This window comes from Paraburkholderia sp. (genome assembly GCF_026225065.1).
Classification (GTDB): Bacteria; Pseudomonadota; Gammaproteobacteria; order Burkholderiales; family Burkholderiaceae; genus Paraburkholderia.
On record NZ_JAMFSB010000383.1, the window covers coordinates 1 to 16,313 of the forward strand.

At 61.2% G+C, this 16,313-nt stretch carries 12 protein-coding genes and 3 tRNA genes; 13 read left to right on the top strand and 2 right to left on the bottom strand.

The window, feature by feature from the left end; translation table 11 throughout:
* Positions 1-115: 115 nt before the first annotated feature.
* The 5 genes from M0954_RS26690 (at position 116) to M0954_RS26710 (ending at position 5,359) form a co-directional block, all read left to right on the top strand.
* Positions 116-1,087 (top strand): acetyl-CoA carboxylase carboxyltransferase subunit alpha, encoded by a 972-nt coding sequence (locus M0954_RS26690; RefSeq protein WP_122155341.1) that lies wholly within the window; start codon positions 116-118, stop codon positions 1,085-1,087.
* 44 nt (positions 1,088-1,131) lie between these two features.
* Positions 1,132-2,610, top strand: coding sequence for a tRNA lysidine(34) synthetase TilS (gene tilS / locus M0954_RS26695; protein WP_297356465.1), 1,479 nt, complete (start codon positions 1,132-1,134; stop codon positions 2,608-2,610).
* A 432-nt stretch (positions 2,611-3,042) separates the two neighbouring features.
* Entirely contained in the window at positions 3,043-4,293 is a 1,251-nt protein-coding gene (locus tag M0954_RS26700) for an aspartate kinase (protein WP_122155339.1), read from the top strand.
* 192 nt (positions 4,294-4,485) lie between these two features.
* Positions 4,486-4,579 (top strand) — tRNA-Ser (locus M0954_RS26705).
* A 450-nt stretch (positions 4,580-5,029) separates the two neighbouring features.
* Positions 5,030-5,359: a hypothetical protein gene (locus tag M0954_RS26710; protein WP_122155338.1), complete on the top strand. Its 330-nt coding sequence runs from the start codon at positions 5,030-5,032 to the stop codon at positions 5,357-5,359.
* Positions 5,360-5,510: 151 nt separating this feature from the next.
* Here M0954_RS26710 and fabI read toward each other — a convergent pair whose 3' ends face one another.
* A complete protein-coding gene (fabI, locus tag M0954_RS26715) occupies positions 5,511-6,302 on the bottom strand; it encodes an enoyl-ACP reductase FabI (RefSeq protein ID WP_122155337.1) in 792 nt (263 codons plus the stop codon).
* A 111-nt stretch (positions 6,303-6,413) separates the two neighbouring features.
* Between fabI and M0954_RS26720 the strand changes: the two genes are divergently transcribed.
* The 5 genes from M0954_RS26720 to M0954_RS26740 all read left to right on the top strand — a co-directional run bounded on the left by M0954_RS26720 (position 6,414) and on the right by M0954_RS26740 (position 12,981).
* A complete protein-coding gene (locus M0954_RS26720; protein WP_297356468.1) occupies positions 6,414-8,339 on the top strand; it encodes an extracellular solute-binding protein in 1,926 nt (641 codons plus the stop codon).
* Positions 8,340-8,402: 63 nt separating this feature from the next.
* Positions 8,403-9,440, top strand: coding sequence for a microcin C ABC transporter permease YejB (locus M0954_RS26725; protein WP_122155335.1), 1,038 nt, complete (start codon positions 8,403-8,405; stop codon positions 9,438-9,440).
* Position 9,441: 1 nt separating this feature from the next.
* Complete coding sequence (locus M0954_RS26730; protein ID WP_297356470.1) at positions 9,442-10,548, top strand: ABC transporter permease; 1,107 nt, start codon at positions 9,442-9,444, stop codon at positions 10,546-10,548.
* Positions 10,549-10,559: 11 nt separating this feature from the next.
* Positions 10,560-12,167, top strand: coding sequence for an ABC transporter ATP-binding protein (locus M0954_RS26735; RefSeq protein WP_122155745.1), 1,608 nt, complete (start codon positions 10,560-10,562; stop codon positions 12,165-12,167).
* A gap of 139 nt (positions 12,168-12,306) precedes the next feature.
* Entirely contained in the window at positions 12,307-12,981 is a 675-nt protein-coding gene (locus tag M0954_RS26740; protein WP_297356472.1) for a C40 family peptidase, read from the top strand.
* Between the two features lie 141 nt (positions 12,982-13,122).
* Here the strand turns inward: M0954_RS26740 and M0954_RS26745 are convergent, their stop codons facing one another.
* A complete protein-coding gene (locus M0954_RS26745; RefSeq protein WP_297356474.1) occupies positions 13,123-14,097 on the bottom strand; it encodes a patatin-like phospholipase family protein in 975 nt (324 codons plus the stop codon).
* A 389-nt stretch (positions 14,098-14,486) separates the two neighbouring features.
* Here M0954_RS26745 and gltX point away from each other — a divergent pair, with 389 nt between their 5' ends.
* The 3 genes from gltX to M0954_RS26760 all read left to right on the top strand — a co-directional run bounded on the left by gltX (position 14,487) and on the right by M0954_RS26760 (position 16,313).
* A complete protein-coding gene (gene gltX / locus M0954_RS26750; RefSeq protein ID WP_297356476.1) occupies positions 14,487-15,896 on the top strand; it encodes a glutamate--tRNA ligase in 1,410 nt (469 codons plus the stop codon).
* Between the two features lie 110 nt (positions 15,897-16,006).
* Positions 16,007-16,082: transfer RNA gene (locus M0954_RS26755), tRNA-Ala, on the top strand.
* A gap of 155 nt (positions 16,083-16,237) precedes the next feature.
* A tRNA-Glu gene (locus M0954_RS26760) sits at positions 16,238-16,313 on the top strand.

A 16,313-nucleotide genomic window follows, 5' to 3' on the forward strand; every position in this document is an offset into this window, starting at 1 on the left:
ATGTGAGGCTACCCAAGACTATCGATTTCGCAGATTCGATAGTTTCGAGGTGGTTTTGACAGCGGCGGTCGCGGTTAGAATACGCGCTGCCTGGTAAGTCCAAGGATTACAACCAATGAAGACCACTTTTCTGGATTTCGAGCAGCCGATCGCTGAACTCGAAGCGAAGATCGAAGAATTGCGCTTCGTGCAGGACGATTCGGCCGTCGATATTTCGGAAGAAATCGATCGGCTCTCCAAGAAGAGTCAGCAGCTCACCAAAGACCTGTACGCTAACCTGAGCCCGTGGCAGGTTTCGCAAATTGCCCGTCATCCTCAGCGTCCGTACACGTTCGACTACGTGGCCGAACTGTTCACCGATTTCCACGAGCTGCACGGCGACCGCGCGTTTGCGGACGATCTGGCAATCGTCGGTGGCCTCGCGCGTTTCAACGGCCAGGCTTGCATGGTGATCGGCCACCAGAAGGGGCGCGATACCAAGGAACGTTCGCTGCGTAACTTCGGTATGCCGCGTCCGGAAGGCTATCGCAAGGCCGAGCGCCTGATGCGTCTTGCTGAGAAATTCAGCCTGCCGCTCTTCACGTTTATCGATACGCCGGGTGCCTATCCCGGCATCGGCGCGGAAGAGCGCGGCCAGTCGGAAGCCATTGGCCGTAACCTGTATGTGATGGCCGAACTGAAAACGCCGATCATCGCGACGATCATCGGTGAGGGTGGTTCGGGCGGTGCGCTCGCCATCGCCGTGGGCGACAGCGTGCTGATGCTGCAATTCTCGACCTATTCGGTGATCTCGCCGGAAGGCTGTGCATCCATTCTGTGGAAGAGCGCGGCGAAGGCGCCGGAAGCGGCCGAGGCTTTGGGTCTCACCGCTCATCGTCTGAAGGCGCTTGGCCTGATCGACAAGATCGTCAACGAGCCGCTCGGTGGCGCGCATCGCGATCCGAAGGGCATGGCTGCCATGCTGCGCCGTGCACTGGCCGATTCGCTGCGTCAGTTCCAGGGCATGAGCGTTCCGGACCTGCGTCAACGCCGTTTCGAGCGGTTGATGGCGTACGGCAAGTTCAAGGAAACGACCCCCGGCGCATAAGCCGGCCCGTATCTTCAATCGAAGGCGCCCAGCGCCTCGTCGACGTGACCCATACCGCTGACTCTCCCGCCGACCGCCTCGTACTCGAGGCGGTCGGCGTGGCGCTTTCCGCGCTGCCCGCACTCCCTGCGCAGCCTGAAGGCGCGCGCGTGGCGGTGGCGTTTAGCGGCGGCATCGACTCCAGTGTCTTGCTCGACGCGGTGGCTCGTGTGGCGGGGCCGTCGCGCTGCATCGCGCTGCATGTTCACCACGGCCTCAGTCCTCACGCGGATCAGTGGCTCGCGCATTGCGAGGCGTTTGCGGGTGAGCGTGGCGTCGCGTTCGCGGAGGCGCATGTCAAAGTCGTGCATGAGTCCGGCGTGAGCGTCGAAGCTGCTGCGCGCGAGGCCCGCTATCGTGCGCTCGACGCACTGTGTGCACAGCACGGCGTGACGACCCTATGGCTCGCCCAGCACGCTGACGATCAGGTTGAAACGGTGCTGCTGCAGTTGCTGCGTGGAGCAGGGCTGGCAGGGCTCGCGGCGATGGCGCCCGCGTACTTGCCGGCGGGTGCCACCGTAACGCGCGTGCGACCGCTTTTGCATCTGTTGCGCGCGCAACTTGAGCAGTACGCGGCGGCGAGAACGCTCGCGTGGGTCGACGACGAATCGAATGCCGACACTCGTTATGCGCGCAATGCCTTGCGTCATGATGTATTGCCTGCGCTGGCAGTCCACTTTCCCGGCTATCGCGATGCGTTGGCGCGCACCGCGGGCCACGCGGCATCCGGGCAGCGTCTGCTGGACCAACTGGCTTGTATCGACATGGAAGTGGCTTCGTGCGACGAAGACCGCGCGTTGTCACGCGACGCCTTGCTCGCACTCGACGACGATCGCGCGCTTAACCTGCTGCGTTTCTGGATCCGCTCGCTTGGCTTGCCGGCCGCATCGACGGCACGTCTGTCCGACGCGCTGCGGCAACTGCGCGAGGTCGGCGAGGCGCACAATCTGCGCGTCGATCACGCCGGCCAGGCGCTGCGCAGCTATCGCGGACAGATCTACTGGGAAGCCGGTGATAGCGCCGAGCCCGCCGACGAGACGGAGTTCGTGGCGCGCGCGGTCGACCAACTTGCCTGGCAGGGCGAATCGATCTGGCGTCTGCCGCAATGGCGCGGCACCTTCGTGTTTGCCGAGGCAAACGCTGGAGATTCGGGTGCCGTGCCCGTCGCGCTTCTGCGTGCGGCGCCGCTTGGCGCGCGCTCGCGCAGCGGCGGCGAGCGTATGCGCAACAGCGCGCAGGGCCCGGGCCGCACGCTCAAGAACCTGTTCCAGGAGCAGGGTGTGCCGGCGTGGAAGCGGGACGTGCCGCTGCTTTACGTGGGCGATACGCTGCTGTTCGTACCGTTGCTCGGTGTCAACCATGCGGCTTTATCGGTGAAGCCTGATGTTGCCGACGCCGTTGCTAGCGAGCACTCAGACGCCGCCGCTTTTGCCCGCGGCGCTTACGTGCGGATTGACTGGCGCGAGGATCTTCTGATCGCTTGACCGACCGGTCGGGTGCGCCGGGCGAAGCCCTCGCGTGACGCTGACGCACGGCCATCGAAGCATCGAAAGAGGGCGTAACGCCTTTGCGTACAGGCCTTTGCAACGCGTATTACCGGGATTTTGGCTTGTCTTTTTGCGCCTGATCGGGTACGTTAACATGCTTGCCCGAAGCCGCTATTGCCGTCATTTTGATGCGCTTTTGCTGTTTTCCGGCCGTTTCCTGTGTTTCCCGGCGACCATAAGCCACCGGGGAGCCGCCAGCCAGCGGCCTTTGGCGATTCCTCGCGGGCAAATCCGCGCGTGCTGCACGTGCGCTGCATCTACGCCGCCACCCTCACACTTCGCCGTCGTTCCTGAAACGTTGAGCTCTTGTGCTTCGGTGCGGTCGTCTCCAGCGCGGCAGCGCGGTTACTTCTCCAGTTCAGAACGACAATGGCACTCATCGTACATAAATACGGCGGCACTTCGATGGGCTCGGTCGAGCGCATCAAGAACGTCGCGAAGCGCGTCGCGAAATGGCACAAGGCCGGCCACAAGATGGTCGTGGTGCCCTCGGCGATGTCCGGCGAAACGAACCGCTTGCTCGGTCTCGCGAAAGACATATCGGCCCAGCCGAACCCTCGCGAGCTAGACATGATTGCCGCCACCGGCGAGCAGGTCAGCTCGGGTCTGCTCGCCATTGCGTTGCAGGAAGCGGGCGTCGATGCGATCAGCTACGCCGGTTGGCAAGTGCCGATCAAAACCGACAGTGCGTTCACCAAGGCACGCATTAGCGAAATCGACGGCGAGCGCGTGATGCGCGATCTCGAAGCGGGCAAAGTGGTGGTGATCACCGGTTTCCAGGGCGTCGACCCGGAAGGCTATATCACTACGCTCGGCCGTGGCGGTTCGGACACGTCGGCGGTGGCCGTTGCTGCCGCGCTGAAGGCTGACGAGTGTCTGATCTATACGGACGTGGACGGTGTCTACACCACCGACCCACGCGTGGTCGAAGAAGCGCGCCGGCTCGATCGCGTGACGTTTGAAGAAATGCTGGAGATGGCGAGCCTGGGTTCGAAGGTGTTGCAGATCCGCTCGGTGGAGTTCGCCGGCAAATATCAGGTGAAGACGCGCGTATTGTCGAGCCTGACCGATCCGCTGATCCCGCTCGAAGGTGAAATGACCTCGGGCACCCTGATTACTTTTGAAGAAGACGAGACCATGGAAAAAGCAGTCATCTCGGGCATCGCGTTTCAGCGCGACGAAGCACGTATCGCCGTGATGGGTGTACCCGACAAGCCCGGCATCGCTTACCAGATCCTCGGACCGGTGGCGGACGCGAATATCGACGTCGACATGATCATCCAGAACCAGAGCGTCGAGGGCAAGACGGCCTTCACGTTCACGGTGGGCCGCGGCGACTATCAGCGCGCCATGGATATCCTCACGGGTCAGGTGAAGGACCATGTGAAGGCCGAGCAGGTGCTGGGCGATCCGAAGGTGTCGAAGGTTTCGGTGGTCGGCGTCGGGATGCGTTCGCATGTGGGTATCGCGAGCACGATGTTCCGCACGCTGTCGGAAGAGGGCATCAACATCCAGATGATCTCTACCTCCGAAATCAAGATCTCGGTGCTGATCGACGAGAAGTATATGGAGCTCGCCGTGCGCGCGCTGCATAAGGCGTTTGAGCTGGATCAGGCGTAATTTGCGTTGAATAATGGGGCGCTCTCGAGCACCCCATTTGCGCTTTGTGCCATCCGCACGGGGGATGTGAAGAATTTGCGTCGTTGCTGACGAATCTGGCACAAAAAGTGTTCCCGAAACATTGACCTTCGTGGTTCGGCCCGCTATTATCTTGGCTTCGTCGCGCTGACTCCCTGCGCGACCGAAAGTTTGGGAGACGTGGCCGAGAGGTCGAAGGCACTCCCCTGCTAAGGGAGCATCTGGGCCAAAACCTGGATCGAGGGTTCGAATCCCTCCGTCTCCGCCAGCAATGGCGGCGGAACCCCAAGAGATCGCGGTCTCTTGGGGTTTTGTTTTTGTGCGGCTGCTTTTGATTGCCTTTGATTTGAATGAACGTGGTTCGGCGAATCAAGGTTTAGCGTGGCATGAAATACAGACGTTCGCTCGAGCGTGGAATATGGTTCGGACATCGAATCAATGGTGACTAGATCCGCAGCCGGAGGTTTGTTATTGAAGAGGCAGGGAATCGGCAAACTCCACCGCCTGCGTGCCTTGAGCAGCCCAACCTCCAAAATCCGTCTCGCAGGTGTTACTGGCAAGTCCGCTTTTCACCGAACCTTCGTCCCTTGTAACGAGACGTAACCCAGCGGGTCAGACTGCGATTTTATGCATCAGTTCTTACAAACTTGAAATACGGGGATTGTCACCTTGCGCTATATTTCCGTCCAACAACACACCACATGTAAAAGGTGATTCTATGAAGTCCGCTCGTCTTGTTCCGCTTCTGATCGGGGTCCTCGCGCTGGGTGCGTCAGGTGCAGCAATGGCCGGCGTGAGCGTTGGTGTCAACATCGGTATTCCGGCGCCGGTTTACATCGCTCCGGCACCGGTCTACGCACCGCCTCCGCCGCCCGTCTATCAGCCTGCGCCGGTGTACTACGGCGGCCCGGCCATCGTGATCGGCTGGCATGGCGACCGCTACTGGGACGGCCGTCGCTACTGGGCGCATGACGACTGGTATCGCCATCATCCGGGCGGCGGCTATGGCTACCACGACCATGGCGGTTATCACGATCACCGCTATTGATCCGTGTAGCGCAGAGTTCTAGCGCCGAAAGCAAAAAACCGCCCTCGAGGGCGGTTTTTTGTTGTTGCGCACCAACACTCGCGGGAGCAACGAGGGCGCGGGTGAGAAGCCCGCCCCACGGAAAGCCCGCCCCACGGAAAAGGCCGCCCCGTTACTCCGCAACCGCAGCCATGCCGCCAACTACCGCGTTAAAGCCGCTGTCGACGTGCAGAACTTCTGCCGTCACCCCAGCCGCCAGATCCGAGAGCAAAAACGCTGCCGAATTGCCGACCTGTTCGATCGTCACATTGCGCTTGAGCGGCGCATTGCCTTCGACGAAATCGAGAATCTTGCCGAAGCCCTTGATGCCGCTCGCCGCCAGCGTCTTGATCGGGCCGGCGGAAATGCCATTGACGCGCACGCCTCGCGCGCCGAGCGAAACCGCCAGGTAACGCACGCTCGCTTCGAGTGAGGCCTTGGCGAGCCCCATCGTGTTGTAGTTCGGGATCGCGCGTTCGGCGCCCAGGTACGTCAAGGTCAGCAACGCGGCATCTTTCGACAGCATCGGCAGCGCCGCCTTGGCGAGCGCCGGGAAGCTGTAGGCGGAAATATCGTGCGCGATGCGGAAATTTTCGCGCGTCATGCCGTCGAGGAAGTCGCCGGCGATCGCTTCACGCGGCGCAAAGCCGATGGAGTGGACGAGGCCGTCGAGACTATCCCAGCGTTCCTTCAGCGACGGAAAGAGCGCTTCGATCTGCGCGTCGTCGCCCACGTCGCACGGGAACACCAGATCGCTGCCGAATTCCGTTGCGAACTCGGTGACACGGTCCTTGAAGCGGTCGCCGACATACGTGAACGCCAGTTCTGCGCCTTCGCGCTTGCACGCCTGCGCAATGCCGTATGCGATCGAACGGTTCGACAGCAGGCCGGTCAGCAAGATTCGTTTACCAGCGAGGAAGCCCATGAATTCTCCTAATGAAGTCAACGCGCCGCGAGCTCAGATGTGCGGGATCGCGCGGGATTATTAGGTAGAATTCTCTCACATTGCAACCGCCCACTGACCAATAAGGCCCCCATGACAACTGGCTCGCGACGGATTCGAGCGCCTCGTGCAGGCTGGCGCGTCTTGGTGGAAAGAATCTCGCGGGTCGGTTCGCAGGGTGTACGGGGAGCTCTCGCGGCGGCGCTGCTGGTGCTGGCGGGGGCCGGCGCGGCCTTGCTGGGGGCGCAATCGGCGTACGCGTCGTATGGGATTGCGCAGTACGGCGATCCGAAATATCAACCGGGTTTCAAACACTTCGACTACGTCAATCCGGATGCGCCGAAGGGCGGCACGCTGGTGTTGGGCAATCCGGACCGGCAAACCAGTTTCGACAAGTTCAACGCGTTCACGTTGCGCGGCAATGCGGCGCCGGGGACTGGATTTTTGTTCGAGAGTCTGCTCGCCGGCAGTTCGGATGAAGTGGCATCGGCATATGGACTGCTGGCCGATGACGTACAGATTGCCCCTGATCGCCGGTCGGCCACGTTTCACATCAATCCGCGCGCGCGTTTTTCGAATGGCGATCCGGTGACCGCCGCCGACGTCAAATACTCGCTCGACACGCTGAAAAGCCCGCAGGCTTCACCGGCATACGCCGCGTATTTCGCTGAGATCACTCGTGCAGTGGTGGTGGACCGATTGACGATCCGCTTCGAGTTCGATGAGCCGCATCGCGAACTCCCCTTGCTGGCGGGCGCCATTCCGATATTTTCTCCCAAGTGGGGAGAGAAGCCGGACGGCAGCCATATTCCGTTCGACCAACTGACATTTGAAAAGCCGATCGGCAGTGGTCCTTATCTGATTGAGCGATACGACAACGGCCGGACTATCACTTACCGGCGCGATCCGAATTACTGGGGCGCCGATTTGCCGGTGCGGGTGGGCACCTACAACTTCGACCGTATCGTGTACAAGCTATATTCGGATGACACGGCGCGCCGCGAAGCATTCAAGGCCGGAGAATACGACGCATTCGTCGAGTTCGTTGCGCGTAGCTGGGTGAGGCGCGATGTCGGCAAGAAATTCGATAGCGGCGAGCTGGTCAAGCGTGAATTCCCGCAGCACAACGGCACCGGCATGCAAGGGTTCATTATCAACACCCGGCGGCCGCTCTTCCAGGATGCGCGCGTGCGCAAGGCGCTCGACCTCGCGCTCGATTTTCAATGGCTCAATCGCCAGCTTTTCTACAATCTCTATACGCGTATCGACAGTTACTTTGTCAACACCGACCTGCAGGCGACGGGGCTGCCGTCAGCAGGTGAACTCGCTCTGCTCAACCCGTGGCGAGCCCAGCTCGACCCGGCGGTGTTTGGGGCACCGCCGAAACAGCCTGACACGGATCCGCCCAGCTCGTTGCGCGCCAATCTGCTCGAGGCACGAGCGCTGCTCGAGCAGGCCGGCTGGACCTATCGCGATGGCGCATTGCGCAATGCCAAGGGGCAGCCGTTCCAGTTTGAGATCCTTGACGATTCTTCCTCGGCCACCTCGATGGAGCCGATCGTCGCGACATTGATTCGCAATCTGCAGAAACTGGGCATCACGGCGACGTTTCGCACCAGCGATTTCGCGGTCTACCAGAAGCGCCTCGATGCGTTCGACTTCGACGTAACGACTATCCGCATGGGGGACGTTCAGGTGCCGGGTACGGAAGAGGTCGACCGGTACGGCAGCAAGTCTGCCGATACCCCCGGTTCCGGGAACATGATGGGCGTCAAGTCGCCGGCCGTCGACGCCATCTTGCGCTCACTGGTGCAGGCGCAGACGCGCGATCAACTCGTCGATGCCACCCACGCGCTCGACCGCGTGCTGCTGCATGGCTACTATGTGATTCCACAGTGGTACAGCGCAGTTCACCGGGTCGCGTTCAGGCGCGATCTCGCCTGGCCGCAGACCTTACCGCTGTACTATTCGCCAGATGACTGGATCACCTCGACGTGGTGGTTCAAATCGCCGAAGTAACGCGGTCGCTCGGTTCTGATCCGTCATTTCAACGTCTCACGTTAGCGCACCGGAAACGCCGCCATGTGGAGCTACATCCTCAAACGCCTGCTGTTGATGATCCCGACCTTGCTCGGAGTATTGACGCTCACATTCGCCGTGATCCAGTTCGTACCGGGCGGCCCGGTTGAGCAGATGGTGCACGAATTGCGCAGGGGCAACGAGAACGGCGCGCCGTTTGGGTTGCGCGCGCATAACGGCGTCGACGCGCAGGAGGTTGCACAGCTCAAGGCGCTCTACGGCTTCGACAAGCCACCGCTCGAACGCTATGGGCTGATGCTCAAACGCTTTGCGACCTTCGATCTCGGGCAGAGTTATTTCCGCCATCAAAGCGTGTGGTCGCTGGTGGTCTCGAAGCTGCCGGTGTCGATCAGCATCGGCGTATGGACCTTTTTGCTCACGTATCTGATCTCGGTGCCGCTCGGTATCGCCAAGGCAATCCGCAACGGCTCGCACTTCGATTTCGTCACGAGCCTGATCGTACTGATCGGTTACGCGATTCCGGGCTTTGTGCTCGGTGTGCTGCTGCTCGTGCTGTTCGGCGGCGGCTCGTTCCTGCAACTGTTTCCGCTGCGCGGCCTCACGTCCGACAACTGGGCGCAACTGAGCTTCGGCGCAAAGATACTGGATTACCTGTGGCATATCACGTTGCCGATCATAGCCTCGGTAGTAGGCAGTTTCGCCGTAATCACGATGCTGACCAAGAACGCTTTCCTGGACGAGATCCGCAAGCAGTACGTACTGACTGCGCGCGCCAAAGGTCTTTCGGAGCGGCAGGTGCTATGGAAGCACGTGTTTCGCAACGCCTCTTTGCCATTGATCGTCGGTTTTCCGGGCGCGTTTATCGGCGCGTTCTTCACGGGGAGTCTGTTGATCGAGACGCTGTTCTCGCTCGACGGTCTCGGCCTGCTGTCATATCAATCGGTCGTGCAGCGCGACTATCCGGTGGTGCTCGGCACGCTGTATCTGTTCACGCTGATCGGTCTCGCCACCAAGCTGATCTCCGACCTCTGCTACGTCTGGGTCGATCCACGCATTCAATTCGAACAACTGGAGCGCTGACTTGAGTCGAGCCCGTACCCGAGCCGAGCTGGCGCCGCGCAACGAGCCTGTCCGCGCGTTTATCTCGCCGTCGCCCGCGCGCCGCGTCTGGCAGCGCTTTCGCAAGCAACGCCTTGGCTACTGGAGTCTGATCGTGTTCGTCGTCGCCTTTGCGACGAGTCTCGCGGCGCCGCTATGGTCGAACGACAAGCCGATCGTGGTCCGTTACGACGGGCATCTGTATTTCCCGTTGTTCAACACCTATTCGGAGATCACCTTCGGCGGCGATTTTCCGACGCCTGCTGATTACCTCGATCCCTACGTTCGCGACCGTTTCAGCAAACCGGGCAATTTCGCGGTCTATCCGCCGAATCCGTATTACTACGACACGCTCAACTACTTCTCGAAGGCGCCCAATCCCGCTCCGCCGTCGCGTGACAACTGGTTCGGCACCGACGACCGCGGACGCGATCTGCTTGCGCGCCTCGTCTACGGTTTTCGGGTGTCGGTGGAGTTTGCGCTGGTGCTCACGTTGATCGGCACCGTGTTCGGTATTTTCGCGGGCGCGGTGCAGGGCTTCTTCGGCGGCAAGACCGACATCATCGGGCAGCGGCTCATAGAAATCTGGAGTGCGCTGCCGGAGTTGTATCTGCTGATTATCTTCGCCTCGATCTTCGAACCTGGCTTCATCCTGCTGATCGTGTTGCTTTCGCTATTCGGGTGGATCGGTTTGTCCGACTATGTGCGAGCGGAATTCCTGCGCAATCGCACCCAGGACTATGTGAGGGCGGCGCGGGCCATGGGGCTGTCGAACTGGCAGATCATGTGGCGTCATGTGCTGCCCAACAGCCTGACACCTGTCATCACGTTTTTGCCGTTCCGCATGAGCGGTGCAATCCTTGCGCTCACCAGCCTCGATTTTCTCGGCCTCGGCGTACCGTCGCCGACTCCAAGCCTTGGCGAACTGCTCGCCCAGGGCAAGGACAATCTGGACGCATGGTGGATCTCGTTGTCGACCTTCAGCGTGCTGGTGGCGATGTTGCTGCTGCTGACCTTCATGGGCGACGCGCTGCGCAATGCGCTCGACACCCGCATCTCCGATGCCATGCGCGCCGGAGGTAACCAGTGAGCGAACAGACGATGCAAGGCACGACAGGGCCGCTGCTGGAGCTCGATCATCTGCGAGTGACGTTCGGCGACACCGTCGCGGTGAACGACGTCACGCTCGCTATTGAGCGCGGCGAGCGCGTGGCGCTGGTTGGCGAATCGGGATCGGGCAAGAGCGTCACGGCGCTGTCGATCCTGCGCTTGCTGAACGATGCCGAGGTGAGCGGTGCGATCCGCCTTAACGGCGAGGACCTGCTTGCGAAGAGCGAGCGCGAGATGCGCGGCCTGCGCGGCTCCGCTATCGCGATGATCTTCCAGGAGCCGATGTCGGCGCTCAACCCGCTCTATACGGTGGGCGAGCAGATCGCGGAGACGATCGTGATCCACGATGGCGTGCCGGCCAAGGAAGCGCGCAAGCGTGCCGTTGCGCTGCTTGCGCGTACGGGCGTCGCTGAGCCCGGCAAGCGGGTCAACAGTTATCCGCATCAACTCTCCGGCGGACAGCGGCAGCGCGCGATGATTGCGATGGCGCTCGCGTGCCGTCCGCGTCTCTTGCTCGCCGATGAGCCGACCACCGCGCTCGACGTGACGATCCGCGCGCAGATCGTCGAGCTGCTGCTCGAACTGCAACGCGACGAAGCGGAAAAGCGCGGCATGGCCGTGCTGCTGATCACTCACGATCTGAACCTCGTGCGTCATTTCGCACAGCGCGTGGCGGTAATGGAGCGCGGAGTGCTGGTCGAAAGCGGGACGGTCGAGCAGGTCTTCAATTCGCCGCAGCATCCGTACACGCAGCGTCTGCTGCAAAGCCGGCCTGAGCGGACTGTTGTACCGGTTTTGCCGATCTCGCCGGTGCTGCTTGAGGCGCGCGACGTCTCAGTCGAGTTCAAGACGAAGCTGCCCGGCTTGAGCGGCTGGTTCCGCTCGGGACGTTTTCGCGCGGTTGCCGATGCGACGGTGTCGGTGCGGCAAGGCGAGACGCTCGGGATTGTCGGTGAATCGGGCTCGGGTAAATCGACGCTGGCGATGGCGCTGCTCGGCCTGCAGCGCACCGCGCACGGCGCGATCGAGTTTCAAGGCAGGGCGCTCGCGAGTTACCGCGGACATGAACAAACGGTCCTGCGCTCGAACATGCAGGTGGTTTTTCAGGACCCGTTCAGTTCGCTTTCGCCGCGGCAGACGATCGAACGGATCGTCGGCGAGGGGCTCGCGCTGCATCGTCCGCAAATGGACGCCACGGCGCGGCGCGAGAAGGTTATTTCGGTGCTGCGCGAGGTCGGACTCGACCGCACGGTGCTGTACCGTTACCCGCACGAATTCTCCGGCGGCCAGCGGCAGCGCATTGCGATTGCCCGGGCGCTGGTGCTCGAGCCGCGCATCCTGATCCTTGATGAGCCTACCAGTGCGCTCGACGTCTCCATCCAGCAGCAGGTACTCAAGCTTCTGGCCGGGTTGCAACGTAAGTACAACCTCGGCTTCGTGTTCATCAGTCACGACCTGGCCGTGATCGGCGCGATGGCGCATCGCGTTGCGGTCATGCAGAACGGTATGATCGTGGAATCGGGGGAGGTTGAGCAGATTTTTGCGACACCTGCCCATCCTTACACTCGGAAGCTTCTGCAAGCGGCGCTCGTGGACTGAAATTCACCAATTGGGTGCGTGTCTCGATTGTATTTTTCTATTTGTTTTGACACACGAATACTTACTGGCTAGTATCGACCAAACTTTTTTCCGTATGCTACTGATTCTCCACTGATTTTTAGGCAATAACTACCGACCAATGCAGCACCGAAACTTAACCCAGGCTTGTACGCGCGTCGTCGCCGGGATGTTCATTGGCGTACTGATAGCAGCAGCTCCCGGCGCTTTCGCCGACGAAGTAAGCAGTTTCAATCAGAATGCCTCACTTTCGACCCAGGATGGGTCGACTCCGCTGTCCGCTCCCACTTCGCAAGTTTCCAGCGCAAGCGCCGATACCGGCAGCAGCGCACGCTCGTTTTTGTCCGGCATGGCCGGCAAAGCAGGTGACGTGGTGGTCGGCGCGCTCAATATGATTGGCGTGCGTTACCGCTGGGGCGGCGATACGCCGGACTCAGGCCTCGATTGCAGCGGTTTCGTGCGTTACGTGTTCCAGGACACGCTGGGCATGGCTCTGCCGCGCCGCGCTGAAGAAATGAGCCGGGTTGGCGAAAAGGTCAGCATGAGCAACCTGAAGCCGGGCGATCTGGTGTTTTTCAATACGATGCGCCGTACGTTCTCGCACGTTGGCATCTATATCGGCGACAACAAGTTTGTGCATTCGCCGTCTACCGGCAGCACGATCCGCGTCGACGATCTGGATGATGGCTACTGGGAAAAGCGCTTCACGGGTGCACGCCGGGTCGAAACGTCGTATCAGGGCTCGCAGGATCTGAAGCAGCGTGTCAATGCTGCGATCGGCGGCGGGAACAACTAGCGCCTCGCACCAAAAAGATCTGCGGTTAAGAAAGCCTGCTTCGCAAGAAGCAGGCTTTTTTTATTCCGTTGACCCGAAAGGGCGAAAAGGGTGCAAAGGGATGGGAAGGGCACCTTCGGCGAGTGCCCGGGTAGAACCCGGTTACACCGCGACTCGGCTTGCCGCCAGCTTGCGTTGCAACTCCGGCATGATCTTAGCCGCGGCTTCCTCTCCGGCGAGTATTGCGGCGTTGCGCTGCGAGAAATCGCTCCCACTCATGGCCGCAAGATTCGGACGGATTACGACATCCGCGTACTTGTCGAGCTCGTAGGCCTTGATGGTCTGGCCCATGATCGTGAAGGTCTGCAGCAGCACGTCGAACGAGCTGGTCGTGAGGCCCGCTTCAGGGCGCTGCGAGATGTCCACGGCAATCACGAAGTCCGCGCCCATCTTGCGGGCGAATGACGCGGGCACCGGGCTCACCAGGCCACCGTCGACGTATTCGTGGCCGCCAATCGTCACTGGCTCGAAAATCGACGGCACGCTGCACGAGGCACGCACGGCGATGCCCGTGTTGCCGCGCTGGAACAGGATCGGCTGGCCGCTGTTCAGATCGGTGGCGACCACGCCGAGCGGTTTGGCCATCTTTTCGATCGGACGGTTGTTCAGCGTCGTATTCAGGTAATTCTGCAACGCCACGCCCTGCAGGAAGCCGCGCGTGCGAAACGGCATGGCCCAGTCGCTGATCGATGCTTCATCCATGGTCAGCGCGAGCTTGTTGAGTGCAAAGCCATTCATGCCGGAGGCATAGAGCGCGCCCACCACCGAGCCGGCGCTGGTGCCCGCCACCAGGTCCACCTGAATGTTGCGCGCCTCGAGCGCCTTGATCACGCCGATATGCGCGAACCCGCGCGCCGCGCCGCCACCAAGGGCAAGGCCGACGCGAATGGGCCGCTGCGGTTTGGCGAGCGGTGCGACGACGGGCGGCGTGGCAGGCGGATTGGTCGATGCGGTATTGACCGGCGGCTGCGAGGGGGTCTCCGGCCGGCTGCCGGTCGTCGTACAGGCGGTCAGGACAGCGGATGCCGCGGCAATCGAGAAACTGCGGCGGGTGAGGCGTGGGGCGGATTGTGTCAACGATTTCTCCAGCAACGGCGCCGGTCCCGCAGAGGGTTCCAAAGCGGCCGCGTTTCAAGCGAACAGGATCGCCCGTGGCGTTCTTCTTACGGCACCGCGATCGCGGTGAATCACGGCGCGCGCACATCATAAATCAAAGCCTGGTGGCGGCGCGTTGCGCGTGAAAAAACGTTACAGATGCGTCGTCCGGACTCGCGCCAACGTCTGCCACGACGCTGCTCGTCGCGCGCACCCGGCCTGGGAACAGGCCATCGGAAGGTATAATTCGGCTCTTGCATTTTTCATCCGCCTCCGTGCCCGGCGACCGTTGCCGCACGGACGCGTTCCGCTGCCGCGCCTGCTGGTATTTCACTGCCGCGCGCCGGCGCCTGCCTTCCGAGTAACCGCTTATGACCACCTCCGTTCGCACCCGTTTCGCACCGAGCCCCACTGGCTATATCCATCTCGGCAACATCCGTTCTGCGCTGTATCCGTGGGCGTTCGCGCGCAAGACGAAGGGCGCTTTCGTGTTGCGGGTCGAGGACACCGATGTGGAGCGCTCCACGGAAGCCTCTGTCGACGCCATCCTCGAAGGCATGGAGTGGCTCGGCTTCGATTACGACGAAGGCCCGTTCTACCAGATGCAACGTATGGACCGCTATCGCGAAGTGGTCAAGCAGATGGTCGAGCAAGGGCTAGCGTACCCGTGCTACATGTCGACCGAAGAACTCGACGCGTTGCGCGAGCGTCAGCGTGCGGCCGGCGAAAAGCCGCGTTACGACGGCACGTGGCGCCCGGAACCGGGCAAGGTGCTGCCGACTCCGCCGGCAGGCGTACAGCCCGTGATGCGCTTTCGCAACCCGCTCACGGGCGTGGTGGCGTGGGACGATGCGGTGAAAGGCCCTATCGAGATCTCGAACGAAGAACTCGATGATCTCGTGATCGCGCGTCCGGACGGCACGCCGACCTACAACTTCTGCGTGGTGGTGGACGACCTCGACATGCATATCACGCACGTGATTCGTGGCGATGATCACGTCAACAACACGCCGCGCCAGATCAACATCCTGCGCGCGCTGGGCGGCGAGCCGCCGGTCTACGCGCACTTGCCGACCGTGCTCAACGAGCAGGGCGAAAAGATGAGCAAGCGTCATGGCGCTATGAGCGTGATGGGCTATCGCGATGCCGGCTTTCTGCCGGAGGCTGTGCTGAATTACCTCGCGCGACTGGGCTGGTCGCACGGCGATGCGGAGATTTTCACGCGCGAACAGTTTGTCGAATGGTTCGATCTCGAACACCTCGGCAAGTCGCCGGCTCAGTACGATCACGACAAGCTCAAGTGGCTCAACGCGCACTACATCAAGGAAGCGGATAACGCACGTCTGGCTGAACTGGCGCGGCCGTTCTTCGCGGAGTTGGGCATCGACGAAGCAACGATTGCTCAGGGCGCAGACCTCGTCGCCGTAGTGGGCCTGCTGAAGGACCGCGCTACGACGGTCAAGGAGATCGCGGAGAACGCCGCGATGTTCTATCGCACGCCTGCGCCTGAAGCGGAAGCGCTCGCGCAGCATGTGACCGATGCGGTGCGCCCGGCCATCGCCGATCTCGCGGTTGCGCTGAAGAGCGCGGAGTGGACCAAGGAAAGCATCTCGGCCGCGTTCAAGGCCACGCTCGGTGCACACAAGCTTAAGATGCCGCAGCTCGCCATGCCGGTGCGTCTGCTGGTGGCGGGCACGACCCACACACCGTCGATCGATATGGTGTTGATGCTGTTCGGCCGTGACGTGGTGGTGAGCCGTCTCGAAAAATCGCCCACCTGAACGGTGTGAGAGGGATTGCATGCGTCTCGTGAAAAAAGTCGCATGGAATCACTCAGAGGGTATTTACAAAGCGAGGTTTGCTCTCTAAAATCTCGTTTCTGTTCTGCAAGGGGGGTATAGCTCAGCTGGGAGAGCGCTTGCATGGCATGCAAGAGGTCAGCGGTTCGATCCCGCTTACCTCCACCATCAGAGCAGATTGAAGTCTTTTCCGGTGTCCGGATGTTGTGGCAAAAAAGACTTCACAAGTAGTAACAATGTAGTTAGAATATTGGTCTTCGCTGCTAACGAGTTGAATTTAACGTCAATTAGCAGCAAGATAAAGACAGATCTGAAAAGATTATGTCCCCTTCGTCTAGAGGCCTAGGACATCACCCTTTCACGGTGAGTACAGGGGTTCGAATCCCCTAGGGGACGCCA